The sequence below is a fragment of the Polyangium fumosum genome (assembly GCF_005144585.1).
Classification (GTDB): Bacteria; Myxococcota_A; Polyangia; order Polyangiales; family Polyangiaceae; genus Polyangium; species Polyangium fumosum.
Window position 1 is genome coordinate 1 of sequence record NZ_SSMQ01000116.1, and the last position, 24,150, is coordinate 24,150.

Here is a 24,150-nt window from a genome sequence, read left to right on the forward strand (position 1 = left end):
CTCGAAGACCCGATGCCCTCCGTGCGCGACCGCGCCTACCGCGCGCTCGCAAGGCTCGTCCCGAGGGGGACGCCTCGCGTCCCCCTCTCGTCTGGGCAAAGCCCAGACGATTCACCCCCCGAGGACAGTTCTACCCCCCCTGACCCGGCGTAACCAGCGAGATCCGCGCCCTGCTGACGACGGATCGCCCCCGTTGGCGCGCGTGGGTGCCACTTCGGACCCCGTGGCCGCCCTTTGGGGCCCCTCCGGAGCCGACCCGCGCCGGACCCTTCTGGCCGTCCTCGTCCAGGGAGAGGTCATGGCGGCGGCTTCCGGTGATGTTGAAGCCGCGGCAGTGGCTCACGATGCGGCAGAAAGCCTTCTGGCACTGCTGTCGCACGCCGCCGACGAAAGCACGGCCGCCGCACGAGCCGCGCACGATGCCGTCGGCAAGCTGCTCGGCGCCAAAAAGCGGCGGTAGGTCCCCGTCCTGGCGGGGTCCCTCGGGGCAGGAGGGGCCCCGCTTCCCCGGACTCTATCCAACCCGAGGGATCATTGCCTCCGCGCCGCAGCTGATGAACTGCTGGGGGATGCCGTGAGCCCATTCGCGGGGGAACTTGAGGCCGCGCTTAAGAATCAACACTTCACTCCCATCTCGAACCTCCCTTGCACTATAGCCGAGACTGAACGGCACCCTGCGCTGACGTCTATAAAGCCTGTGTATCTCAGGCACGTTGTCGTACGACATCACCCAGAGAAAAGCGACGTCGTCGCTCGTTATATAGGAAGCGAGTTGGGCGTGATCGTCGGGATGGTAATAGTTCAGGTAAAGGTTGCGCCCCTTCTCATAATACGGAGGATCGAGGTAAACAAATGGCTTTGACAGCGGATCAAGTGCAGTAACGTCGACTTTCAGAAAATCGACGGCATCCTTATTGGTTACGGATATACGGTCGCGGTAGAGCGCGATCTTTTGGATCCGCCGACGCAGCTCGTCACCATTCCACCTGGCATTAATTTTCCATTTTCCCGCCTGGCCACGACCACCAATCGGTCCGCCATTAGAAATAATCCCCGATCGATTACATCGATTAAGAAAGAAGGTTGCGAACCCGGTTTGCAAAATCGATTTTCCGTTTGGATTTTGATATATCTCCCGTTGACGAGCCCACCCTTCAACACTGGGCTCAGTCGATTGCAGCAGTTCGATGAAGCTCTCTGTCTCAAAGACGATGGCGTGCCAAAATGAGTATACACAGCGGTCCGCGTCGTTAATTACGATGCGGTCGACGCGCTCACTGAACAGCAGAGCGAGCGCGGCACCAGCGCCGCCAGCGTATGGTTCTGCGTACGTCCCTCCGCGCACATTATTCAAATCAATGACGTGCGCGAGCAGATTGGCCAACACCTGCTTCCCGCCAGGATAGCGCAGTGGACTGTGCGCGATTGTCATGGCGACAATCCTGTCACGATTCCGACTCGCTGTCCTGAGAATCCGCTTCAGTGAACATTAGCTGAAGCAGGGCATCGAAATGATCCCAATAACCATGGAGCTCTTTTGCTGTCGGGAAGGCGAAGTTCTCGCGTACGCACACGGCCATGTTATCCAATAAGAGGTTCGAGTCTGCCTGCGCAAGTATTTGATTGAGTTTCTTCCGATGCGCCCCCGTGAGCGGGATCGCGTCGTCGCTCAGGACGGCTGTGAGCATTTGCCGAAGCGTTGGCTGCCCGTCCGGCAGCTTAAGTTTCTTTGCCTCTGAAACGAGTGCTTTCATCTTGCCTGCCTGTTCAAGGAAGTGTCGCAGGCTCAACTCAAGCAAAATGCGGAGCAGCATCGTAGATGCACGGGGGAAGTTGTCGACCCGCAAACGGCGCAGTTCATTGAACACCTCCTCCACGCGAGAATTTTCAACATAGCACCTTGCGCGCGCGGGAATTAATGTCACCGACGGCTTCGGTGGAGGCTTGGGACGAGTCGGAGTAGGCACTGCTGCTGGTCCGGAAGCCGGTACATCGCGCGCCTGCTTCGGACTATCTTTCGTTTTAGCGAGATCGATGGCGGTGAAAGAGCCGCCCTTCTCCTTATTGGGCGTGTCGCTCTGTAGGCCACTCAGGTATTTCTCGATATCGTCGGTCTTATTCAGAGTGCGAGTATCTATCACGTTGCGAGCGATATCCGTCAGAATTCGGACAAACCCCCGCTTAAACTCCTGTGCGTCAACCTTCCCGTGCAGATTGCCATGCTCGTCGAACTGAATCCCAAGGAACTCTTGAGCTTTGCCGTAGTCGAGTAGGCGCTTGAGCGTGGATGAGGAGAACTGCCTCGGATCACGAACCACCTCTGCGACATCGGAGGGGAGGTCCATGCCGCATGCGATATCATACATGACGTCTGTGCGCAAAAACGTCGCTATCTCGGATGGGGTCGTGCCGTATTGGCGTGCCAACTCCTCCAAATTCACTCCCGAACCAGCCATTGTTCGGTAGTACCTGGCCTGCATGAGTGGGCTCCAGCGGGCTACCTGTTGCCGCGTGTGCTTGCGCATAATCAATGGCGCGGCAGCCTCGCGACTGGCGGCGAATATTACTCGCACTTTGCCGATGTTATCAAGATCGGCCTTGCTCGACAGTTTTCTGAACCTCTTTAGCTCAGATACAGGGGCCCCCTCGGGATTCACAAGGAGCTTCAGTGCTGCCAGCCGTCGATTGCCTTCAAGGATAAAGGTCCGGCCGTTTTCTTCGAGCCCTACTAATGATTCTATGGGAATGTACCCATTCTCTGCAATATCCTTAGCTAGAGTGTACACATCGTCGTTCTTGACGAGCTCTGCGATGATTTCACGTTGCTCAAGGGTGGCGTTCGCGGAGGGGAGCCGCGGATTCTTGGGGTCAAGATACAACGAACCCACCGCGACTGATTTTTCTTTCCACTCCTTGTAGTCCACCATGGGCAGGTAGAGAGCCGGAACCTTGCGACCTTGTCAAGGGCGATCCGTCCGCACGCGCGCGTCCAAGCACGCAAGACCAGCATACAAAACCGTAACACATGTAAGCATATATCGCACTATGTGCGCTGAAGACTTAATTGGGCCCCGCGCTGCCGTAGATGAAAGCGTGGATACGTTTCGTGGTTCGTCGGGAAGGACCTGCCGCATGTGGGTATGGAGTGCGTCTGTGCGGGACGTTGTCACCGCATCCGCAGGTGGCTAGAGTCACGGACCTGACGATGCGACTGACGTTCGAGGAGAAGGTAGGCGGAGGCGCAGGGGGGGAGGTTTGGCGAGCACAGGACGAGCTCGATCGAACCCTAGCGGTGAAGTTCTTCAACGACCGAGCCCCGAGCCTCATGGAGCGGGACGCGGTGACACATGCGAAGGCTCTGGTCCGAGTCAAACACCCGTCTGTCGTGACTGTGGTTTGCATCGATGACGTGGAACATCCCGCAACCGGCGACGTTCGATGTGCACTCGTCATGGAATACGTCGATGGCCCTACTCTTGGGGCGCTGAAGGAGACCATAACGCCCGGTCGGGCTTGGGCGCTCATCAATCAGCTGTGTGAGGGCGTTGAGGCCATTCATAGAGCTGGCTTGTTGCACGGCGACCTGCACGAGGGCAACGTCCTGGTTGCTGGCGATGAGCTGAAAATAGTCGACATTCTCTACACCCACTCGCTGGCAGAGGTCGGCGCAAAAACGGCGCAGAACCACCAATCGGAGGACATTCGTGCTCTCGCTAGGTTGGTTCGATTGATCGTGGCCAGCGTAAATGAATTTGACCGACGCATGGTTGAAGAAGCATTTTATCGTGCAACTTCGTGCACCAGGGCCATGGAGGTCGTGGAGACATATCGACGCATTCTATGGCCCTCCACATTTTTGTCGACGCGGACGCCGCCGTTCGTCACCACGGGGATCGCGACCTCGGGTGATGTGCCGCTCCTCGCCACGGCATCACTTATCGCCGAGGCACGACACCATCATAAGCGTCGCCTTGAGGAGCTTGTGGCAATGAGGGTACCAGCTTTCCTGCATCCGGGCGGGAAGCTATTGGTCCACATTGTTCCAGATGCGACGGCCCCGGTTGGCGGCGACCTTCTTGCTTCCTACGGATCCATGGATTCGTTGAGACCTATGGGGTGCCGGCGTCACGATCAGACAGTCCGGGACGGTGCGCTCCTTAAATGGGACAATAACACGACTCTTCAAGCTTCCAGCTATGTAAGGGTTACGGATACGGGCGTAATCGAGGCCGCGATGAATCCGGCTAATATGGGGGTTAAAGAGATATACCCATGGAGGGTCGAGATGTTTTCGGTCGATCTGGTCGAGTCCGCCTTGGGAGCGCAACGCAAACATGGCCCCGTCGCACCTTCGACTATTGTAATTACGTTGTTCAACGTCCAGTCCTATAAGCTACCCCCGAGCCCGCGTCATGAGAAGCCTGCGTCGCTAGCCCGTGACATCATCACACTGCCGGAGGTACGAGTACATCCAGGAGAGGCTAACGTACCTGGAGCAATGCGTGGCGCATTTGATGTCCTGTGGCAGGCATGCGGGCTTACTGGTAGTTTGTGTTTCACAGAAGAGGGGCTTTGGCACGCTAAGGAGTTTACCTGGTGAGGTGCGGCCCACCGACTTTAGACGGCCCGATGGACCTGCTCGAAGGACGGACCGCCGCTTTCCCGGCCAGGAAGGATGACGAACGGCGAACGAACGGCAGAGGGCCGGCGACCAAGAGCCCAAGGATGGCGGCGGTGGAAATCGCTGCGGCATACGCGATACTGATCACGGCCGCAGCGCTGTCTCTGCTCTTCACGCCTGCCGCCCCGGTTGAGTTGGCGTCCACTGTCGCCGGGCTCGACTCGCCCACACCCGGCAGCACTGCACGCAGGTCTCTGCGAGCCCTGATCGGCCCATGATGATCGCCTTCCCTACATGGCCGTTGTCTCGGAGGCTCACAAGCAACCTGCTGTAGGTCCACTGTGCGGCGAACGCAGGAACACACACATCGAAAAGCCGATCGTAGTGGTCAAACAAGACCACGGGGCGTGCTGAATGCGCCTTCTCTAGCAGGCGCGTCAACTCGAAGAGCCCATCCGAAATAGGGGCTCGCACGAGCCGCCGAAAGGTCGTGCGGTCTACCGGAGATAGCCGCGGATGATGACGTAGGTAAGCGTGCTCCGCGAAGCTCGCGCGAACAACCCGCTCTGCGTCATCCACGGCCGACACCCCCCGGAATGAGAGTGCCACGACGGGATGCCGTTGGAAGTGACGCATCGCTCGCTCGTGACGCAAGACTTCCAGACCTTGAAAGTGGGCCGATTCGTCGGTGTCCCGTTTCTCGAAGAAACACCGCAGCATCGACATATAGCGCATCGGCTGCTGGCGAACGAACCAGAACGGCGTGGCACTACGCGTGACCTCGCAGAGCAACCAAGACGGATCCTCTGCTGCCTTCCGTTTCGCCCGCCAAGCTTGAAAGACAGCCGGCGTGATTCGGACCGGGCTATGCCGCGGCACGCTTGCGCGCGAAGACTTCGACGACGACGTTGGACGCGACGCGGTGCAGTTCCTCGGCCGCGCGGGCTGCCTCCTCGGGTGTCGCGGCAAAGCCGCGGAAGACGTCACGCCCCTCGGGGTCGATGAACCCCTCTCGCACGTAGATGCATCCGTCGCTCCCGAGCGCGAGGGTCTGGACGAGTGCCCAAAGGAGCAAGCCCCCGACGCCAAACTTCCTGACTTCGTCGGAGCGCAATGCATAGCCCACGAACACCGCACGGCCCGGCGGCGGGGCACTCTCGAAGGTAAAATAAAGCTCTCCGTCGCTGGCGAGCGCGAACGCCGTGGCCAACTCCGCAGATTCGTCTGCCTCGGACTCGGGTATCTTTTTCTTGGGCGTGCTGTTCCTGGGCATGATGGTGTCTCCTACATTTCAAAGGGGGACCCGGAGCCGGAGCTGCACACGCTCGGGTCGAGCATGGTCTTCTATGGTGAGCGAGACGATGCCCGCTTTTTCCAGCCGAAGCAGGGCGGGCACGAGCGCGCCCGAAAACGACAAGTTCGGGAGTCTGTCCCGCAACCGTGCGATCGAGACGAAGCCGTCGCTGTCCACCCGCATCCGAGACAGTGCGAAGTGGACGAGGCCCTCGTCGTGTGCATCCTCCCCGAGTTTCCGAAGCTCGCACGCGTAATACGCGACGTGGATGGCGGCTTTCTGAAAGGCAGGCTCCGCGCGCATGAGATCGAGGAGGAGCAGCTCGCCGCGTTCATCGTGCGCGACGCCCGCGGCAACCAAGGTGGACCTCGCCGAGCGAGACAGGGGAAGCGGAGGGAGCCGATCCGAGAGCCGGCGCCGGCGCAAGCGCTCTCGGACACGGTAGACGAGGGCATGGGCCAGAGCCCCGAGGCACCTCCAACGCGACGGCCACTCGGACACGCTCGGCGCCCCGAACGTCACCGCGGTCCAGAATGACGACCATCCGACCTTGAAACGCAACCAGAAGGGCAAAGCTGGGGACCCGATGATCGTGTCGCGCGTCGCGATGAGGGGCTCGCCTGGCGGCGGCGTGCTCGCCGTCGTCGCCATCCCCGCGCCGCCGTCGACCATCGGGGCTCCCTGCCAGCCGTGCGTGTCCTGGTCCTCATCGCCTGTGGGAACGTGCGTTGGCCGGTCATGTAGGGCGAGCATCGCGCGATCTCCTGTTCGCGAATGACGGCTCATCGCTCGAAGACGAGGCGTGCGTGCACCCTTCCGCTGTTACACGGACCTGGTCATTGCCATGACGCAGTCAGGCGTGCGACGGCGCCCCGTCTTCGAGCGACGAGCAAGAAAAAACCTTCTCCCCTCCCGGGTCCGCGTCAGGCGTCCGAAGCCAGAATCGGGCCCGGGAAAGGGAAGTCTGGGGGACGACAAGCGACCCCCAGGAGAGGGCGATAAGGAAGACGCATGCCCAGAAAAAGCATCTTCCCACCGCCCCCTTCTGCGAGTCGCTTGTGCTTGTCCCTCAAAGACAAACAACGCGTCGGAGAGGCAGCGGGTAACGACGCCCGTTGCTGATTTGTATGGAGATGTCGTACCTGCGGCGGCGGTGCGCGCGCCCGAGGTCTACTCATCAAACATGTACGAGGGTCGGCAGCAGAACGTCACAGCGTTCTCTTCGTCTTCGACCGCCTCACCGATGGGCTCCCCACCGCCCGCCTCGCACGTGCCCTTGACGTAGACGTGTTCCGTGACGGACTTCCCGCCGAGCGCCCGGCCCGGGGGGAGGATGGGATCGCAGGGACCGCCCTCGGACGTGACGATCCTCTGGTGGAACTCGCCCGAGCAGACTCCGTTATCGAAAAGGCGCACGGTCGCCATGCACATGCCCCCTTGTGGCGCACCGCACGTGCATTCTGTGCAGACGCGCGATTCCTTGGGCTGAAACGGGTACATGATCCGGGGCCCCTCATAATCGTAGGGCTTGGGGCACTTGGTATGCTTCCCCTTCTGCCACACGCATTGACGGTGGGGATAAAGCACCTTGGGCACGCATAGTTGATCCCCCGCGCCGCAAAGCGACGTATCGAGGCTCGACCGGCATGCAAGCGCGCCCGTCTCCCACTCCGTGATCTTCGTCCCGCTCACCTTGATGATCTGCGACGGCTTGACGTCGCACTTCTCGTTGGCCGGGGGCGGAAGCGCCGAGAGCGTGATCGACTGCGCGCACGGGACGCCGCTCCCCGGGGGGCACTGCGCCCCCGCGGGTACGGCGTTCGCGTCCGTGCAACTCCCATCCCACCCCCCCGGGCCGTCAAAAGGGAGCGACGGCGCCCCCACTGCGCCGCACATGCCAGCCCCGATCGTAATTTTTCCCGGGACGCCGCTGCATTGCCCCGTGGCTTCCTGGCATTCGCAGGGGTCGCACTGCGCGGGGGGAGCGGTCAGGCCGGCGTAAAGCCTGAACTGCTCGCCCCCAACGAAGGGGCACTCCTTCGGTATGTCGGGGGCCGGGCCGAACCAGACGGCCAACGGAACCTGGCTCCAGAAGCCGGCCTCGGGATCGTCGGGAATCTCGACGCATTCCCCGCCTCTCGATGTGCAGGCGGCCTGGGGATCGGCATCCGGAGCGTCGGAGCCGGCGTCCGTGCCCCCGTCGATGCACTCGGGCGCCGGGAAAAACGAATCTGGATCGCACTCGAAGTCGTAGAAAGATGGCGCCGCTGTGCACGAGGCAACGATCAGACCCACGCTAAAAATGAGCAATACAAATGCTGTGCGCATATAGCCTAAAACTCCCAACCTCCGCCAATCTGCACGCCCAGCATGACCGGCGGCTGATCGGAGAGGACTGTTGGTCCAACAACCACCTGAACGCCGCTCGACAGTCCGAGGACGTCGACTGCCCCGTGGATCGTTAAGGACTGTGTGACTTGAACCCTGGCACCGATGCGCCCACCCGCTCCGGGTTTGACATCAGCGAAACTCGCGGGCTTGTAGCTACGCGATGTGGATTCGACACGAATTACGCCCACATGACCAAGCGCGCAGCCATAGAACCACTTGTAGTGCCCGCATAGAGTCGCCAATCCGCCCGCCGTCATCGCATTGATCGGCCGATCCGCGACTCCCGTCGTCAGCCAAGCCGCGCGCGCTTCCAGGCCGATCGACACGTAGTCGTTGGGCTGCACCCCTCCGGCGAGCATTGCCCCGACGGCAGGCATCCACGACGCCACGCCAAACACCACCACCGGCCCCGCCCCGACAAAAACCCGCAAGCCCTTCTTCTCGCCGGGCTTCGTCGGGTCCTTCGCCTGGTCATCGTAAGCGAAGGGATCCTCCTGTTTCGAGAATTCGGGCCCCGAAACCACCGCGGGCAATGTCACGGTCGGGTCCTTCTCGGGGACATGGATTGCAGGCTCCTGCTCCTCCACCTTGCGCGCCGTCAGGGGGACGGGAACCTTCATGTCCTCCCCCTTCACGGCCGTGAACTTCACGACCGCCTCTTCGAAGCCGTCGAGGGTCGCGCGGATCTCGTGCCCTCCCCCCGCCACGAACGTCCAGAAGGCCGAACGCCCAAGAGCGTTCCGATCGATGCCGTCCACCATCACACGCGCGCCAGCGTGAGAGACGATCACCTCAACCCACGAGCCATGCGCGCGCGCCACCTCGTGTGCCTCGAAAAAGCGCCTGCGCTCTGCCCGCTCCGCGCGCGTCCTGGCGGGCGCCTGATGGAGCGCGAAGAGCAGGAGCTCGGCCGCATCCTCGGGCCTGCCGCCCTCGACCAGCACGAGCCCAAGGCGCCCCGAGACGAGCGGATCGGGCCGAACGTTGAGCGCCTGGCGGTAGGCCCTTCCGGCTTCACGCAGCCGGCCCGCGGCGCGCTCGCGGTCCCCAAGCTGCGCGAACGCCTGGAACCGTAGCTCCCTGTCCGCCTCGGGGCTCTCATCGATGGGGCTGGGAAGGCTCTGCGCCCACGCCGCAGGCGACGCGAGGAGCAAGATCGAACAGCACACGATCGCGCGCATGGGCTGGATCTATTAGCACACTCGGAGGCTCGGATCCTAGAAGGGCGAGTCCGCGGACGAACCTTCCCGGTCCACGGACAAACCGCTCGTGGGGAGACCTTGCTTGTCGCTGTCGACCAGGGGACGCCGTGGCGTGGGCGTCGGCTTCTTCGGCGTGGCCGTCGTCATGACAGGCACGGGTGCCGCGTGATCGAACGAGGGCACCGGCCTTGCGGCGTGCGCGACGTCCGCGGCGGAGGCTGCCACGATGTGCGCCACACCCGTGGCCACCGCGGGAAGCTCGCCGTCGGGTTCGCGCGGGGAAACTGCGAACGACGCGAACAACATGGCCATGAGGAAGGCCCATAGGTGCCCGAGCAAGGGAACGCAGTCGGAGAGCAGCGCGAGCACGGGATGCGGGCCCGTGAAGAGCGTGTTGCCGAACCGAGCCCGGAGATTCTCCCGCGCGCGCGAGAGCGCCATCTTCGCGGCGTCCTCGGAGATCCCGAGCGCCACGCCGGCCTCCTCGTGCGACCGCTCTTCGACCAAGACCATCCAGAGCACCGCAGCTTGCGAGGGGGGCATGTCTTGGAGAGCGGCCGTCACCTTCTCCAGGGCCTGCTTCAACTCCGCCGCGCGCTCGGGCGAGACCTCTGGCGTCTCGGCCCTGTCGACGTCCCCGTCGTCAGGCTCGAATACCCGCTCATGACGTTTCGTGTCGCGGTGCGCGTCGCTCATGACGTTGCGGGTGATGGTTAGGAGCCACGGTTTCATGCCGTCGGGGTGTGGCTCGTAGCTGGGGAGGTGGCGGTACGCCTTGTCGAACACGCGTTGGACTTGGTCCTCGGCGGAGTCGCGGGTGTACGCGTCGTCATCACTCATGACGACGCGCCTGATCTCGGGGCGCAGTTCGAGGAGTTCGGCAAGACGATCGAGGAAGGGCACAGGCGGTGGAGGAGAGGATCCCATGTCCAGATCAACGCTGGGCTCGGGGCAAGGTAACGCGAAAAGTGACGAACCTACCGGTCGCCAGGCGTTTGGCGGGACAGTGTGGTACCGGAGGGCACCTACGTCCTATGTCCTGGGCGTCCGCGCAGGGGGGACCCCGCCAGATCAGTCGCGTCGTGTCAACATCGACGTCGCGCGTCCGACACAGTCCGCATCCCGCTGGTGCCTACAGATCGCGACGAGCAGCTTGATATCTGGCTCGGTTGCCGTCCCAGACCCGACCCGCCGTTCAAGGCTTCTGCGCATCGCGGCTTCGTCGAACTGACCGGCCGGAACCTGATGTGGTGCTGCCACCAACGGTGCCGCCGAAGGTGCCTGTTGTTGTGGGAGCGCCACGGCCGCCTGTTCCGCTGGAAGCACCACAGCCGACGGCTGGGCAGAGGTCAGGCCGTCACGCAGTGCCGGCGCCGATACGGGTAACGCCGTTGGTCGCGGCGCCACCTCCGCTACCCGAATCGGAAAAACAGGCTCCTCGGGAGTCGCTTCCACTGCCTGGAACGGATCCACCACCGCAGGTACCGATAGAGGCGCCATGTGCATCGCGTGCATTGGCATCAATGGGAACGGAGTCAACGTGTAAACGCCGAAGGCAGTGGTGGTGACGCCTGCTAGGGAGAGGATCGTGAGCCGCGTCAGGGTCATATCGTGGGCTGAAATATACACGATCCGACCGCCAGCGGTTGTCGGAGTGGCCCCGACAAGCTCTACGTCCTGGGCGATTCATCGAACAGCATCTTCGCAAAGAACCCGATAAGGCCCAAGGGCAACCGACGAGCTGGCGGCCGTCCCGCCGTCGGCCCCTGGTCCGGCCCGAGCCACGGCCGAAGATGCCGCGCACTCAGCTCGGGCACCACGCGCACGAGCTGCGCCGCGTGGGCCGCCGCGTCGATGCCCGCACTCGCATACGAATAGACGTAAAGCGAGCCCTCCCTGGTGACCGCCGGGGCGTCGAGCGGTCCAGCGCGATCGAGTTCCCACCCCGTCGCCATTCGCAGGACGCGCACCGTCGAGGCGAACGCCTTTCCCTTCGGCAGCCGCTCGGTATACGTCTGCATCGTGTGCGACGCGACGACGAGCGCCTTCCCGGCCCGCGCGCGCTCGACGAGCTGTCGCAGCCAATCGATCTGCCAATCGGCCGGGGGCCACGACGCATGCGTGCCGTCGGCGAGGAGATACGCACTCGCCTCGACCCCCGCGAGTCGAAGGGCCCGGACACGCTGGCACCCTGCCGAGTACCCGATCAGCGCCAGGCGGGATACATGCCGAAGCCCCGCACGACGATGCGCGAATTCGAGTATCTCCTCCATCATAGGGCCGGACGCAGCTCCATCCGCCATGACACAAGTTCGTGGCCCGAACGCGGCCCGCAGCCGCGGATCCAGTTCCGCGCCGATGAGAAACGCGATCACGAGTGCTCGGGGATTGCCCTCGCCGGCTTGAACGAGCCGCAACGCCATGGAGTCACCTCCGCAAGATCATGAGGCCCACCAGGGCGAGCATCATGCCCATCAACTTCGGTTCGAGCGTGGCGCGCTGCCTATTATCGAGCGCGTGGACCTCGATGTCCTCGCCGTAGAACACCCGCAAGATCGTGGGATGGTCGATCCCCTGGGTGCCCAGCCAGTGCGCGCAGTGTTGGCCGAAACATCCACGGTTGCCTGGATGACTGCGGAGCGACAGACGCGTCGGAATCACGCTGGCACCACTGCGACCGATGTTGTAGGTCACATAACGCTCCGTATTCGTCGGGTCCGGGCCGAGCCCGCCGTTCGTCGTCCGATACGCTCCGGCAACATGATTCGCGAGGACCAATCGCCCGCGGTACCGAAGCACCATTCCACGCGTACGCGCCGCTGCCGTCATGCACTCGTCGGAAGGTCGTTGGGCGAAGACCTGAAAGCCTTCGCCGTTCGGGATCGGCGCCGTGAGGCCGAGTCCCGACCGATCACGCATGGCGCGGAGCACGTACGTTCGTGCAGCAATCGCGAGCGCAGCTTTCGCCTCTGGGTGTGCGTTCACGTGCTCCCCGGCCACGACCCCCGGCACATATTCGTTGTCCAGGGACAGCCAACCCGCGACCGTCAGGACGCGCGCCGGCGCCTCGCCGGGTTCGGCCCCGATCGGAATCATGAGCGGCTACTCAATAATCCGTGCCTGACCACGAAGATCCCGCAATCGACCACTGGGGCGTTCCCTGGATGCAGCCAGACGCGGGCCGTGGCGCGCCCGGCATCACTCTCGAACCGGAAGGACCACTTCGCCACGCGGCCTGGATACCTCGCCATCGCGACGACCTGCCGCTTGTGGATCAGCGGCCCCACGACGACCGTGGGCAGATCCGCCAACACGGGCTCCTTGCCGAACAGCGGGTCCACGAGGGTGAGCGTGGCGGAGACGCGCCACTCCGGGGGAAGGGCGTCCCCCCAGAGAGGCGGCTGCTCCATGATGACGACGCAGTGTGTCCACGGACCATACTGCGCATCCGTCTCGACGACGTTCTGCTTTGCTTCGCTATCGATCTCCGCCACGCTCATAACTCAGCCTCCGTTAGGTGCTGGGTTTCGCCTCGAATGCGATGCCATTCAAGGACAGTTGCAGGTAGAGCCCCACTTCGAGCGGCTTCGTCGGCGCCCCGGCCCCGAGATCGATCGGCTTCACGGGGAAGACGATGTCCTCCGGGATGTGAACGATCGCGCTGAACGCGCCATGCTCACTCCGCTCCGGGTTGTCGGTGAAGATGTAGCCATCCGGCACCGGCAACACGGGCGCCCCCCCCGAGGTGCGCGAGAGCGTCCGGACCTTCGTATCCGGCACGTTCCGGAGGTGGTCGATCAGGATCTTGCGCGTATTGGCATTCCCACCGGTCCGCGTCTTGTCCCAGTGGAAATACACGACGGCGGATCTGCGAACGCTACGATAAAGCAGGTTCTCGCCCGTCGTATCGTGGAAGATTTCCTTGGGCAAGAACATGCCCGCGTCATCCCACAGCCACGACTGGCCCGTAAGCACCGCTTTCGCCTCGGAGAGCCCAACGATCTTCTCGATCTCCCCGGAGTCGTAACGAACGCGGAGCCCCGCTTCCTGCATCGTGATCGATTGAATTAAGAACTCCTGCTCATTGTAGGTGTTCTTGGACGGACGCTGGAGGTTCGTCCAGTTCGTGGTCGCTGTCGCCGTGTTGCCGAGGAATCTCACTTCTTCACCGACGGCGCGATCAAACAGCTTGTATTCCCCCGCGGGGATGTGGAGCCAGGCACGCGTCGCCGTGCCCAGGCATTTGCAAGGGATCTCGGTGATGCTGTAATAGTGCCCGTCTTGGCGCACGGCGAACGGATCCTTGCGGGCGCTCCACCGTTCGAGGATCTGGCGTGCGCCGCTGTTCGGGGGTACCATGTTCGCCGGCATCTTCGGGCGCGCCTTGGCCTTGACCTTCGCTTTGCGGCGCTCGACGACCTTCCCGCGAGCCCGTGCCCGCACCTGAAGCTGGCGCGCCTCGTCGAGCGTGATCGACGCGCGCCCACGCTTCCGCAACGCATTGATGTCCCCGGTGTCGCCATCCTCGGCTTCGAGTTCGGCGGACGCGGTTTCTTCATCCTCGTCCTCGGGGGCCCCGGTGTCCTCTTCGTCGTCCGGCGCTGCGGTCTCCCCTTCGGCGTCGGTGCTTGCCAAGATGTCCATGACGTTGCTGGTAGCCATGATTCAATCCCCTCTCTATGCATTGCGCTGGGCCGGCGCCCGGCGCGGGTTGATCGGCACTCGGACGTATTGTCCGTTCGGCAGTTGCAGCCAGACGCCGCGTTGCGCCTCCACGGGGAGGGCGTGGACCCCATCGGGAGCCGCGGTGTCGACCCCCTTCGTATCGCCGGACTTGGCCTTTTCGGCCTTCTGCTGCGCCGTGTAAGCGAGCGCGAGCAGGGCGCCTCCGACCGCGACGACGGCGCCCGCGTAGGCGTGCCGGCGCTTGCGGAGCATGTAGCCAACGGCGATCAATCCGACAGGCAGGAGCCACCAATGGTCCTTGGCCTCCTTGCTGTTCCGGATATCGTCGAGGTTCGCGAGCAAGGCGACGATCACGCCGGCGCCCGCGGTGTAGAAGATGCCCGTCCCGACGTCACGGGCCGTGTATCGCCGGGGGGCCCGGCGGCGTGGGACCGCTACGAGGGAGCGGTCGACGCTAACTCTTCGCTCTGGCATACGTTAGGATCTCCTTCCATTGTTTCGAGACATCAGGAGGAAAACTGCAACCGCCACCAGGGCGACAGCTCCAAATCCCGTGGCAGCGCGGGTGAACTGGGTGGCGCCGTGGAAGGGCGAGGGTAAAGGCCGACCCCGCATCGTCGCGAGGCGTCGCTGCGCATCCTCCAGGCCAATGAGCCAGGCTCGCTCGGCTTCGTTGAATGGCAACTCGTGTCCCGCGACGCGCTCCCGCTCCACGTGAATGGATAGTATTTCGAGGGCCTGGGCATGAACCGCGAGCAGGCGTGTTGTCACCTCGTCGTCGAAGTTCACCGCATGCACGGCCTGCGAAATCATAGTGGCGAGGTAAGCAGCCGCCAGCGCGCAAGCTGTCACGAGTAGGACTGTGGCAACGGGAATGAGGCCCGTTTCGAGCGCGCCCTGCGCTGGCGATGCTTCGTCCGTCTGAATATCCGATACCGGGCGCAGTCCCTGCGGAGCGAGGAGCACCAGAGTTCGTGCGATCGCTGCACCTGCCGCATTTCGTTCTGGAGTGCTGTAGAGGTCCGGACCAAGGCGGCCCAAGGGGACAGGCTTCGTCGTCAAGGCCGCCACACGCAGCGATACGACAACGAGGGCCCGAAATTGCCGTGCGCGCGCCTTTCTATCAAGTGACAGCCACGCATTCATTTTCGAGGTCTCGATCGCCGCAACCGACGTGTGCGAAAGGTCGCGGTCTCGATGTAACCAGCGAAAGATCCCGCCTCCCGGGTGTGCAGGGGCCGGGGACGGGCCGTGGTGTGGTGACGGCGAAGGCGGGGCCTCCTCCTCTGGCCATGTCCACCACCGCCACCACCACCAAGGATAATCACGCGCACTCGGCATGATACGGCCCCCTTCATTCGATCACGAGAACGCGAGCCCGGCCCCCACGAGAGCGAGAACGGGCAGGAGACTGTCGCCCTCGCCGCTCGCATGCTGCGTGGTATAGCTGGGATCTACTTGTTGTTCGGGTCCACTGCCACTGGACGGGGGCCTTGCGGGGGGCGGGAACTCGCGCTCGGCAACGCGGATCAACAAGGCGCGCTGGTGTAGCGCCTCCGCTGCGCGCGGGTACCCAGCATCGTGATATGCTTCCGCCATATCTTGAATCTCGTCCGCGTCCACGGCATATGCGAGGACGTAAAGCACCTTCGCCTTTTCGCTATCGGGCATTTGCGCGTCGAAGGCAGACCCCCAATCCACCGCTGGCGCATTCGGCGGATGTTCGCCCGGGACCTGGGAGCTGCCCCCCTGCGAGGTCCCACCCTGCGACGGCGATTGCCCCTGCGATCCCCCACCCGACGATTGCTGCGGCTGCGTCCACCCGGGAAACTGCGGCGGCCACGGGACCTCCTTCGGGACCCACTCCGGACGCTCAGCGGGCAACGACGGGAACGGCGTGCTCGACCCACCCGACGATTGCCCCGACGGTGACGATTGCCCCTGCGAGGTCCCGCTCGACGATTGCTGCGGCTGCGTCCACCCGGGAAACTGTGGCGGCCAGGGGACCTCCTTCGGGACCCATTCAGGGCGCTCCGCGGGCAACGACGGGAACGGCGTAGTCGACCCGCCCGACGATTGTCCCGACGGTGACGATTGCCCCTGCGAGGTCCCGCCCGACGACGATTGCCCCTGCGACGTCCCGCCCGACGATTGCCCCTGCGACGTCCCGCCCGACGATTGCTGTGGCTGTGTCCACCCGGGAAACTGCGGCGGCCAGGGGACCTCCTTCGGGACCCATTCAGGGCGTTCCGCGGGCAACGACGGGAACGGCGTAGTCGACCCGCCCGACGATTGCCCCTGCGACGCTCCGCCTGACGATTGTCCCTGCGAAGCCCCCCCGGATGTTTGCTGCTGTGGCGGCGGATTCGGAGGTGCCGGGTTCTCCTGGTTGCCGAACCAAGGCAAGGGCGGGTTCTCGGTGTTGTTCGTCTCGACCAACGCATCGTAGGTCGGCTTGTCGAGTTCTCCCGGATTCGAAGACAATGCCCTCGTCGGGTGTTGCTTGTTCCACCACGCCTGGAACGAGCCGAGTGCCTGCGTGGCGCGCGGCGTAAACCCACTCACGAGGTCCACGGGGTTCCGCCCGAAATCCGAAGGCGTGCAGTCGTTCGGATGCGCCACCGCCCACCGCATGAGGAGGGCTTGCGACTGCGGGACGAGCGCGGGATCGATCGTCACGTTCTTGCCGGGCCCCGGGAGGCCAGGCGTCTCGGGTCTCGACGGCTGCGGCTGGATGGGGATGGCGAGCGCGTGCTCGGGCCACGAATTCGGGATGCCGATCTCCTCGCCTGGGAAGAGGGAGGCCCAATTCCCCGTGCCGGACTGCGTGGGCTTGTGCGGGTTCGCGGCCTTCAGCTCCGACCACCATTTCGCACGGGCGGGGAACGCGCCGAGTTTCTTCGCGATCTTCTCGGGCCAATCATCCTTGACCACGACGTACTTCCGCGCCGTCGAGAACGTCGCCCCCGTCTCCCGCGCATATTGAAGCCATCCCGGAGGGATGTTCCACTCCATCGAGGACTCGGCTTTGCCCGGATTGGCGGCCAGCAATTCCTGCGTGCGATCCATCTGCCCGGTAAGCTTCTTCGTGATGCCGTGCGGCGTCTCGCCCGGGATTGCGTGATAAATGCCCGTCGTCGGATCCACGCCGGAGACGTCCCGCGCCACCCCGACACTTCCCGAGAAGAGTCGCAAGATCCTCGGATCGACCATTCGCAGAAGCGGAACGCCACGGACCAGGGCGTCGAGCTGCACCTCGGTCATCGGCGTCGCGGACAGGTGACGCAACGGCTGCGGCCTCGTGTCGGGGGCCGCGGTGTCGTCATAATGATCCTCTGGGCCGAGCACGGGCTGGGCGTCGTCGGGAGGTGCAACCTCGTAGCTCTGATCGTGCGGAGCCTCTTCGTTCCGATTCTGTGACCACAGGAGCCCAGCATCGCGCCGCCGCTTGTATTCCGTCGGCTTGAACACGCGGAGGTGAGCCTCTTCCAGATACCCCCGCTCCCCGCTGCGCTCCGTCATTCTCTCGGCCTCCACGAGGAGCTTCCGTTCATGTTTCGTCGGAAGACGCAGGCGTCTCGCCGGAGTTGCGGCCGGCCTCGCGACAGTCGCCGGCTTCGGGGGCGGCTTCTGCGGCTTCTTCTTCTTTTTCTTCGGCGGCTTGCGCAGAAGGCTCTCCACGGCACCCCCTGCCATCTTGCCGAGGTTTGCTCCGATGCCCGCGCCGGCTCCGCCTGCGAGCGTGCCGAGCCCCGCGCCTGCGATGCTGCCCAGCGCCGCCCCGATGCCCTCGTTTCCGCCGCTTTTCCCACCGCCCCCCATGAGAGACGAGAGCAGTTGCGCCCCTCCGCCCATCAACGTACCGAGGAAGTCGCCCGTATCCTCGCCGTTGGCGACGTGCTCCTCGTCATCGAGACCACTGGTATCGTATGACAATGTGATTGCTCGCGGCATTTCGCTGTTCCTCCTCTCTGCTGCAAAATTACGAGATAGCTGCCGGACGGGACACGGTTCGCGGACACGGACTCCATCGGCACTTGGTGACTTCCACACTCGTTGTCCGGACGATGGCCGTCGCGTCCGCGTCGTATTCATTCCCCATCGGGCCAGCGAACTGGCCAGCCTTATTGAAATGGGAGACGACAAGCACCGTAGGCGTCAGCGTCGCCACTTCGTCGAGCAGCGCCGTCTGTTCCGTGTAGCTCCTCCCCCATCGCTGTAGCGAGTCCACCACCACCACAGCGGCGTCGCGTGGCACGGCCTGCAATGCCTCGCGCCAGCCGACCTTGCATTTGTTGCCGCGAATGCGGCTCACGAGCCGGATGTTGCGAGCCGACGATCCTGTGCGCGGGAACAACTCGCGCACGAGATCGCGGTTCTGCTCCGCGTCGAGCCAGTATCCAAGTCCATCTAGGTTCTCCGCGATTTGCGAGGCGAGTTCGGCGCAAAGCGTCGATTTGCCAGCGCCGGGCGCGCCGCCGACGAGCACTTTGAGCCCGAGCACGACTCCACCGAGCGCCTTGGACAGGAGCGCGGGAAACTCCGTCGGACGCAGGGATCGGTCCCCATCGAGCGATTCGACGACGATCCCCAGTGGCACCTCATGAGGCACGATTTCCCACACGTACGCGCCGCATGCGCAGTACCCGCCGCAAACCTGCGGCCGTCTCCGATGGCATACAGAGCAACGAAGCGGTGTCGTCTGACCCATGGCGTTCACCAGTAGTTCGTTATCGCCATCCAGCCGGGCGGGATGCGTCCGATACTGGAGTTCAGGATCGTTGGATCCACAGGGAGCCATTGCCCGTTGACGTAGACCTCCGCGAGAATGTGCGGAAAATCTTGCTCCGGACGCACCGGGCGCTCGCGTGCGACGACCCCACAGGCACGACAGAGCGCCACGAAGAGACGGGCCTTCGCATCGCAATCACCAAACCCGCGCATGAGGGTCACGGCGCAGTCTTCGAGCACTTCCCGACGCGGATCGCGCACGTAGTCGATCGCGTACTGGCAGAATTTCAGGATGGCCGCGGCGCGGTCAGCCAGCGGCAGTCGTCGGAAGACAGCCGCCCACCGCTGCACCTCGGGAAGAAGCTCGTCTCTTCGGCTCCCCGCTTTCATGTACCGCGCCTTCGCGGCGTTGCTGGGAAAGTCGATGATGCGCGCCCGGATCATCCGAAACCTGCCTTCTTGGCGAGAGCGAGCAATTCGGCGATCGCATCGTCGGATACCTCGCCTCGCGCGACCGCCGACGCCTTGTCGAAAAATTCCGGATTCGAGAGGAGCGTCTGAGCCCCGTTCGGGATCTCCCTCATGACTGCTGGGTCGTCATCCGGTGATTGTTCATCGAAGGGCACGTACCCGGCCGCGGCGAGATACGGCGCGAGATGTGGGGACGCCATGCTCCAGGGAATCGCTGTGCCGTCGATGTGATCAGGGCCGATCACCTTGAACGGTGGCGCAGTCGCCCCCCACGGCGTCGCGCTCGCCGGAGTCGCCATCGTCGGCATCGGCGGAGGCGAATCGGCTGTAGGCGCGCTGGGCGACGGCGCGGCAGGCGGCGGCGTGGCGGGCGGCGGCGTGGCGGGCGGCGCGGCGGGATGTGAGCCGCGCTCGGCGCGGGCCGTGATCGGCGGCGCGGCGGGCGGCGGCGACGGAGCTGCGCTCGGAGCTGGGGCCGGCGGCGGCGTTTCGGGGGCCGGCGGCGGCGCGGCGGGCGGTGCCGTTGGAGCGGAGACCTGCGGCGATGTTGCCGGGGTGGATGGCGGCGGCGAAGCGGTGACCGTTGCCGCCGGGGCCGGGGGCGGCGGAGCTGCGGGCGGGGCCGGTACCGGCGCCACTGCGGAGGCGTTCGTATTGGCAGGCGGCGCCCCTGCCGGTCGCATGACCCACCCCATTGGCGTTTGAACGAGTTCCCAACCGGGCCACGCGTCCATCGGCGGCATCGGCGGCGACCAGAACGGGCCGGGGACGTATTGCGGCGGCGGCGTGGCCTGCGGGGCAGGCGCAGGCGTCGAACTCGGCGAAGAAGACTTCAACAGCGACAGGAGTTTTGCGATGTCGCCGAACTCGTCTCCGCCACGTCCATTTCCGCCCCCAAGGTTCTTTGCAAGCTCCAGCCCGCGTTCCATGCCGCGTTCGTAGCTCGCCCCTCCTCCACTCGCTTTGCTGCCCGCGTCTCCGCGCAAGAGTGGCACGATCTCGCGCACCACTTCCAACGCATTGCTGCCTTGCTGCGGGCGCTCGAGCAGCGACCGGACGATCGCGCCTTGAACCGCGGCACTGCTTTCGAGCATGACCCGGAGAAGCGCGATGAACTCGGGGTTCATGCCGGGCGCGGGCGCGGGTTGTTGAGGGTAGTAATACGGCGCCCCTGGCGGCGGCGCCGCGGGAGGTTGCTGCGGTGGAGCCGCTGCCGGCGTTGCAACGAACGGCTTTCGCGCGGGGCCAGCGAAGAAGACCTTCTCGGAGTACGCCTGAAATCGGTGCGTCTTGCCGCATTGCGCGGCAAGCTGGTAGGTGCACTCGCCACCGTACACGTCGATGACTTGCTGCCAGGACCGCAGCTCCGAGCCCTTCCAAGGCTTCGGGCATACCTCCTTCGTTCCATCCGGAAGCCATCGCTGGATCTGGATGATGTCGAATCTGCGGTGATCGCGGCCGGTCTCCGTCTCCGGGCGAGGAAACAGGGGATGTCCGCCGAGATCGGCGGGATCGTCCGGGGCCGCGCTGGGTTCGGCCTGGGTCATGGCTTGGACCTCCTTTTCCCAAACCTCATCGTGGTTTTTGAGCCCGCATTACGACGCTCGGCGGATACACGAAATTCCGTCCGAGTCGCACGAGACTCAGGCAGCTTCACTGCGCTGCGCCGGAGCATGCCTATCGCGATAGGCCCTGGCAAGCACCATTTTGATCCCACCTCGCCCGGGCGCACTGGTTTCGCAATCGAAACCCACCCTCGCTTGCGGTCGACAGAGGCTTCGTTTCATGCAGTTTTGTCGCGGGCCGGGCTCGATGAAAGAAGCCTCCTGTAGCGTGGCGAAAAATTATTCCAAACCCTCGTCGAGCGTTGAAGCCCGCCTCACGGTTTGTAATGGCAAGACGCGCAGCGTCTGGCTTGGCAGCAGTGCGCTCGATCGCCGCACGGTTTGCGTGCGCAAGATTTTGACGCATCCGCCGAAGCCGAGATTGAAGGGCTTTCAGCGAACGCGCGCAGGACGGTAGCGTGGTCGGGTGTCCCGGAGCCTCGCCCGACGCTTGGTTGGGCCCAACAAAATCGCGACGATAGCGAGGATCGCTACAGTTCGGAACGATGAACGAACCGATTGCATTGACGAACAGAACAGGCGGCCAGTGTGGGATAGGGTCGCCGAGCGCACGCCGGAAGCACGGCTTTCCCATCGGACCCACGCGGACCATGCCGACGGCCCGTCCGCGCCGAGCCGGTGGCAGCTCCGGGGGGTGGCTACCGGAGCCGCGCTGAGCGCGCGCAAGATGGTGAACTATTTTACATCGGACGGCACCCATCGAGCGCCGGGCGGACCAAATGCTCCGCTAATCCCCGGGGGTTTCGAGGGGTGTTCGCAAGTGAAGCTTGATTTCACGAGGTTGGGGCCGTGAAGGGCCGCTTTTCGATCCGGTTTTTGCATTGCCAGGGCGGCACTGCGGGCGCCTTGCCGGCGATTTCGCGCCGGAGACTCACCGACGCAGTCAAAAAGCGGTTCGTTGAGCGGCCGTTCGCGGTTCGAGTCAGCAGTGAAATAAGGGCTGCCCGCACGCCCGTCGCAAAAAATGCGGCGAATCATGTGCCCCGCTCGCAATTGCGCGACAATCTTGCGAAAATCGGTTGCAATGTATGCGTGCGGCATGGTAGCGAGGACGAGCCAAAGGACGTGTCGTGCTGCGCGGGAGGTTCCCGCAGGATCACGTCCTGAAAAAGGGAGGGCGACAATGTCGGATACACGCCCCGATCCGCCGACGACTACGGTCACGGCGACGCTGACTCTTCCTCCTACCGGGCTGCGTCTCATGGCTCCCCCACCGGAGACCATTTCGCAGCGGAATGTCGAGGCGGTGACCGGAATCCCGGCTCGCGCGTTCCTGAAGGTCGTGCGCGCGCCCGCGTTCCCGCTTCCCGTGACACGCCTCGGAAAGCTGCGGATCGTCGGCCGCTCTGCCTTCGTCGCGTGGATCGAACGTGGCGCCTTCCGGACATCACTGCCCGTCGTCGAAGCGCCCCCCACCGCGGACGAGCTCGACCGAGAGAGCGCGGGGGATATCTTGGAGGCGGTCGGACTGACCGAAGCGTCGCCACGAGCTGGGCGCGCTCGCACGCCGAAACCGTAGGACGCCGTTTCAAGGGCCGGCGTGCCCTGTTGGCGACCAGTAAGTGCTTGACACCGTGCGCAATGCCGCCATGGGCCCTCGCTGGGGCGCGGCGACGGTGTCGCGTTCTCCGGAATCGGCTCGCGTGAGCCGTATCCAGCACGCCCGGCCTCGCCCGACCGGCTACGCCGATCGAGCGGGTTGGGCTGGAGGTCATCATGCCCAGGGTAGCAACGGGGAATGTGTACGAGCGGCGTGGCAAGTGGTTCGCGCGGCTCACGATCGGAGCGAAGAAGCGGCAGAGCTTCATGCTCGAAACCTGCAAGGACGAGGAAAGCGCTATGGCTCGCCTCGCCATCTTGGCGGACCTGGCCGCGAAGCTCCGCAAATGCGGGCGCGACGACATCGCGCCAGACATCATCAAGCGCGCTGCGGTGCGTGACGGGAAGGCACTGGACGAGGTGCGCAAGGCCGTCGACATGATCGCTTCGGGGCAGGTGGTGCAGAAGAACCTGACGCCGACGATCGAGCAAATCGGCAAGCGGTGGACGAGCGGCGAACTGGCCGATCTTCATCCCGACCGCGTCAAGCGACGACGAAGCGCCAAAACCAACAGGTACGTGCTCGACAAGTACGTCTATCCGATGGTCGGGGACGTGGCTATCCACAAGTTCACGCTCGACCACGCGGAAGCCGTCATGCGGAGCTTGCCAGCGAGGCTCGCGCCCAATTCGAGGCGTTCCGTCGCGCAACTCATGTATCGGATCTGCTCGCTGGCGGTCCTTCCTCTGCGCCATATCGCTGTGCATCCGCTCCCACGGGGATTCGTGCCGCGGTATCAGGCAGGAAAAGCGAAGGGGTGGCTTTATCCCGATGAGGATGCGATGTTGCTGGGCTGCACGCAGGTTCCACTGGAATGGCGGTTGTTTTACGGCTTCCTTCATCGGGAAGGGATGCGGCGTTCGGAAGCCCTTCACACGAGGTGGTCTGACATCGACCTGGACCTCGGGGTGATCGTGCTCGACGTGAACAAGACGGACGAGCCACGCGCATGGGCATTGTCGCCTGGGGTCGTCGCTGCGTTGCGCGCCTGGCGAGAGCATTGCGCAGCGAGAGGCGTGCGCGTGTCAGGGGACGCGCCCGTCTTCGTGTACGACGAGGGAAGCCAGAAGGGACAGCGGCTCACCACGAGCGACACTGCCGGCCGGTTCCGCGGACATCTGGAGCTGGCAGGCGTTCGCCGGCCGGAGCTGTTCGCGCGGACGGAGACGAGGATGCGGATCCGGCTGCACGATACGCGGGCCACGTTCGTCACGCTGGCACTCGCGAACGGACGGACGGAGGCGTGGGTGCAGGACCGAACGGGACACAAGTCAAGCGACATGATCAACCGCTACCGACGCGCCGCCCGTACGGCGGCCGAGCTCGGGCTCAAGGAGTGCCGTCCGCTCCATGAGGCGATCCCCGAGCTGGCCCCCCGGATGGGCGCCGAGCAGGCCCGCACGAAGGAAAGGGCGGCGGAAAGGGCACCACGCTCGCGGCGGAGGCCCTCTCCATCCGTCGCAATCCAGCCAAGATCCGCGGGGTTGGCGACCCCGGGTCAGAAGGACCAGAACTGTTCCCCGAGGCGA

General features: G+C 64.1%; 23 protein-coding genes. 4 read left to right on the forward strand and 19 right to left on the reverse strand.

Going from position 1 to position 24,150, the window contains the following annotated elements:
• Positions 1 to 298 precede the first annotated feature (298 nt).
• Complete coding sequence (locus E8A74_RS53615; RefSeq protein WP_170229962.1) at positions 299 to 460, forward strand: hypothetical protein; 162 nt, start codon at positions 299 to 301, stop codon at positions 458 to 460.
• 54 nt (positions 461 to 514) lie between these two features.
• Here the strand turns inward: E8A74_RS53615 and E8A74_RS49015 are convergent, their stop codons facing one another.
• Both E8A74_RS49015 and E8A74_RS49020 read right to left on the reverse strand, forming a co-directional pair.
• Positions 515 to 1,432 (reverse strand): DNA adenine methylase, encoded by a 918-nt coding sequence (locus E8A74_RS49015; protein WP_136936100.1) that lies wholly within the window; start codon positions 1,430 to 1,432, stop codon positions 515 to 517.
• A 13-nt stretch (positions 1,433 to 1,445) separates the two neighbouring features.
• A complete protein-coding gene (locus E8A74_RS49020; protein WP_136936101.1) occupies positions 1,446 to 2,927 on the reverse strand; it encodes a hypothetical protein in 1,482 nt (493 codons plus the stop codon).
• 278 nt (positions 2,928 to 3,205) lie between these two features.
• Here E8A74_RS49020 and E8A74_RS49025 point away from each other — a divergent pair, with 278 nt between their 5' ends.
• Positions 3,206 to 4,600, forward strand: a complete 1,395-nt coding sequence (locus E8A74_RS49025) for a lipopolysaccharide core heptose(II) kinase RfaY (protein ID WP_170229963.1) — start codon at positions 3,206 to 3,208, stop codon at positions 4,598 to 4,600.
• A gap of 192 nt (positions 4,601 to 4,792) precedes the next feature.
• Here the strand turns inward: E8A74_RS49025 and E8A74_RS56315 are convergent, their stop codons facing one another.
• The 17 genes from E8A74_RS56315 to E8A74_RS49105 form a co-directional block, all read right to left on the reverse strand.
• On the reverse strand, positions 4,793 to 5,356 hold the full coding sequence (locus E8A74_RS56315; protein WP_476704310.1) for an AAA family ATPase: 564 nt from the start codon (positions 5,354 to 5,356) through the stop codon (positions 4,793 to 4,795).
• A gap of 130 nt (positions 5,357 to 5,486) precedes the next feature.
• Positions 5,487 to 5,894, reverse strand: a complete 408-nt coding sequence (locus tag E8A74_RS49030; RefSeq protein ID WP_136936103.1) for a hypothetical protein — start codon at positions 5,892 to 5,894, stop codon at positions 5,487 to 5,489.
• Between the two features lie 18 nt (positions 5,895 to 5,912).
• Positions 5,913 to 6,275, reverse strand: a complete 363-nt coding sequence (locus E8A74_RS49035) for a hypothetical protein (protein WP_136936104.1) — start codon at positions 6,273 to 6,275, stop codon at positions 5,913 to 5,915.
• An 810-nt stretch (positions 6,276 to 7,085) separates the two neighbouring features.
• Positions 7,086 to 8,210, reverse strand: coding sequence for a hypothetical protein (locus E8A74_RS49040; protein WP_136936105.1), 1,125 nt, complete (start codon positions 8,208 to 8,210; stop codon positions 7,086 to 7,088).
• 38 nt (positions 8,211 to 8,248) lie between these two features.
• The gene (locus E8A74_RS49045; RefSeq protein WP_136936106.1) at positions 8,249 to 9,487 is read right to left on the reverse strand and encodes a tetratricopeptide repeat protein; all 1,239 of its coding nucleotides are present in this window, start codon (positions 9,485 to 9,487) and stop codon (positions 8,249 to 8,251) included.
• 36 nt (positions 9,488 to 9,523) lie between these two features.
• Entirely contained in the window at positions 9,524 to 10,435 is a 912-nt protein-coding gene (locus tag E8A74_RS49050) for an RNA polymerase sigma factor (RefSeq protein ID WP_136936107.1), read from the reverse strand.
• Positions 10,436 to 10,579: 144 nt separating this feature from the next.
• Positions 10,580 to 11,116 (reverse strand): hypothetical protein, encoded by a 537-nt coding sequence (locus E8A74_RS49055; RefSeq protein WP_136936108.1) that lies wholly within the window; start codon positions 11,114 to 11,116, stop codon positions 10,580 to 10,582.
• 62 nt (positions 11,117 to 11,178) lie between these two features.
• The gene (locus E8A74_RS49060; protein WP_136936109.1) at positions 11,179 to 11,931 is read right to left on the reverse strand and encodes a hypothetical protein; all 753 of its coding nucleotides are present in this window, start codon (positions 11,929 to 11,931) and stop codon (positions 11,179 to 11,181) included.
• A 4-nt stretch (positions 11,932 to 11,935) separates the two neighbouring features.
• A complete protein-coding gene (locus tag E8A74_RS49065) occupies positions 11,936 to 12,604 on the reverse strand; it encodes a SpoIID/LytB domain-containing protein (protein ID WP_136936110.1) in 669 nt (222 codons plus the stop codon).
• Complete coding sequence (locus E8A74_RS49070) at positions 12,601 to 13,008, reverse strand: hypothetical protein (RefSeq protein ID WP_136936111.1); 408 nt, start codon at positions 13,006 to 13,008, stop codon at positions 12,601 to 12,603. The genes E8A74_RS49065 and E8A74_RS49070 overlap by 4 nt, the downstream gene beginning before the upstream one ends.
• Positions 13,009 to 13,021: 13 nt before the next feature.
• The gene (locus E8A74_RS49075) at positions 13,022 to 14,170 is read right to left on the reverse strand and encodes a hypothetical protein (RefSeq protein WP_136936112.1); all 1,149 of its coding nucleotides are present in this window, start codon (positions 14,168 to 14,170) and stop codon (positions 13,022 to 13,024) included.
• Between the two features lie 15 nt (positions 14,171 to 14,185).
• A complete protein-coding gene (locus tag E8A74_RS49080) occupies positions 14,186 to 14,548 on the reverse strand; it encodes a hypothetical protein (protein WP_136936113.1) in 363 nt (120 codons plus the stop codon).
• 123 nt (positions 14,549 to 14,671) lie between these two features.
• Positions 14,672 to 15,340, reverse strand: coding sequence for a hypothetical protein (locus E8A74_RS49085; protein ID WP_136936114.1), 669 nt, complete (start codon positions 15,338 to 15,340; stop codon positions 14,672 to 14,674).
• 216 nt (positions 15,341 to 15,556) lie between these two features.
• Positions 15,557 to 18,130 carry a hypothetical protein gene (locus E8A74_RS49090; RefSeq protein WP_136936115.1) on the reverse strand — a complete coding sequence of 858 codons (2,574 nt, stop codon included), beginning with the start codon at positions 18,128 to 18,130 and terminating at the stop codon, positions 15,557 to 15,559.
• Between the two features lie 46 nt (positions 18,131 to 18,176).
• Positions 18,177 to 18,818 carry an AAA family ATPase gene (locus tag E8A74_RS49095; protein ID WP_170229964.1) on the reverse strand — a complete coding sequence of 214 codons (642 nt, stop codon included), beginning with the start codon at positions 18,816 to 18,818 and terminating at the stop codon, positions 18,177 to 18,179.
• 92 nt (positions 18,819 to 18,910) lie between these two features.
• A complete protein-coding gene (locus tag E8A74_RS49100; protein ID WP_136936117.1) occupies positions 18,911 to 19,369 on the reverse strand; it encodes a transglutaminase-like domain-containing protein in 459 nt (152 codons plus the stop codon).
• Entirely contained in the window at positions 19,366 to 20,943 is a 1,578-nt protein-coding gene (locus E8A74_RS49105) for a hypothetical protein (protein WP_136936118.1), read from the reverse strand. The genes E8A74_RS49100 and E8A74_RS49105 overlap by 4 nt, the downstream gene beginning before the upstream one ends.
• A 238-nt stretch (positions 20,944 to 21,181) precedes the next feature.
• Between E8A74_RS49105 and E8A74_RS49110 the strand changes: the two genes are divergently transcribed.
• Both E8A74_RS49110 and E8A74_RS49115 read left to right on the forward strand, forming a co-directional pair.
• A complete protein-coding gene (locus tag E8A74_RS49110; RefSeq protein WP_136936119.1) occupies positions 21,182 to 21,418 on the forward strand; it encodes a hypothetical protein in 237 nt (78 codons plus the stop codon).
• 1,343 nt (positions 21,419 to 22,761) lie between these two features.
• The coding region (locus E8A74_RS49115; RefSeq protein ID WP_170229965.1) for a tyrosine-type recombinase/integrase at positions 22,762 to 24,150 on the forward strand (1,389 nt) is incomplete at its 3' end.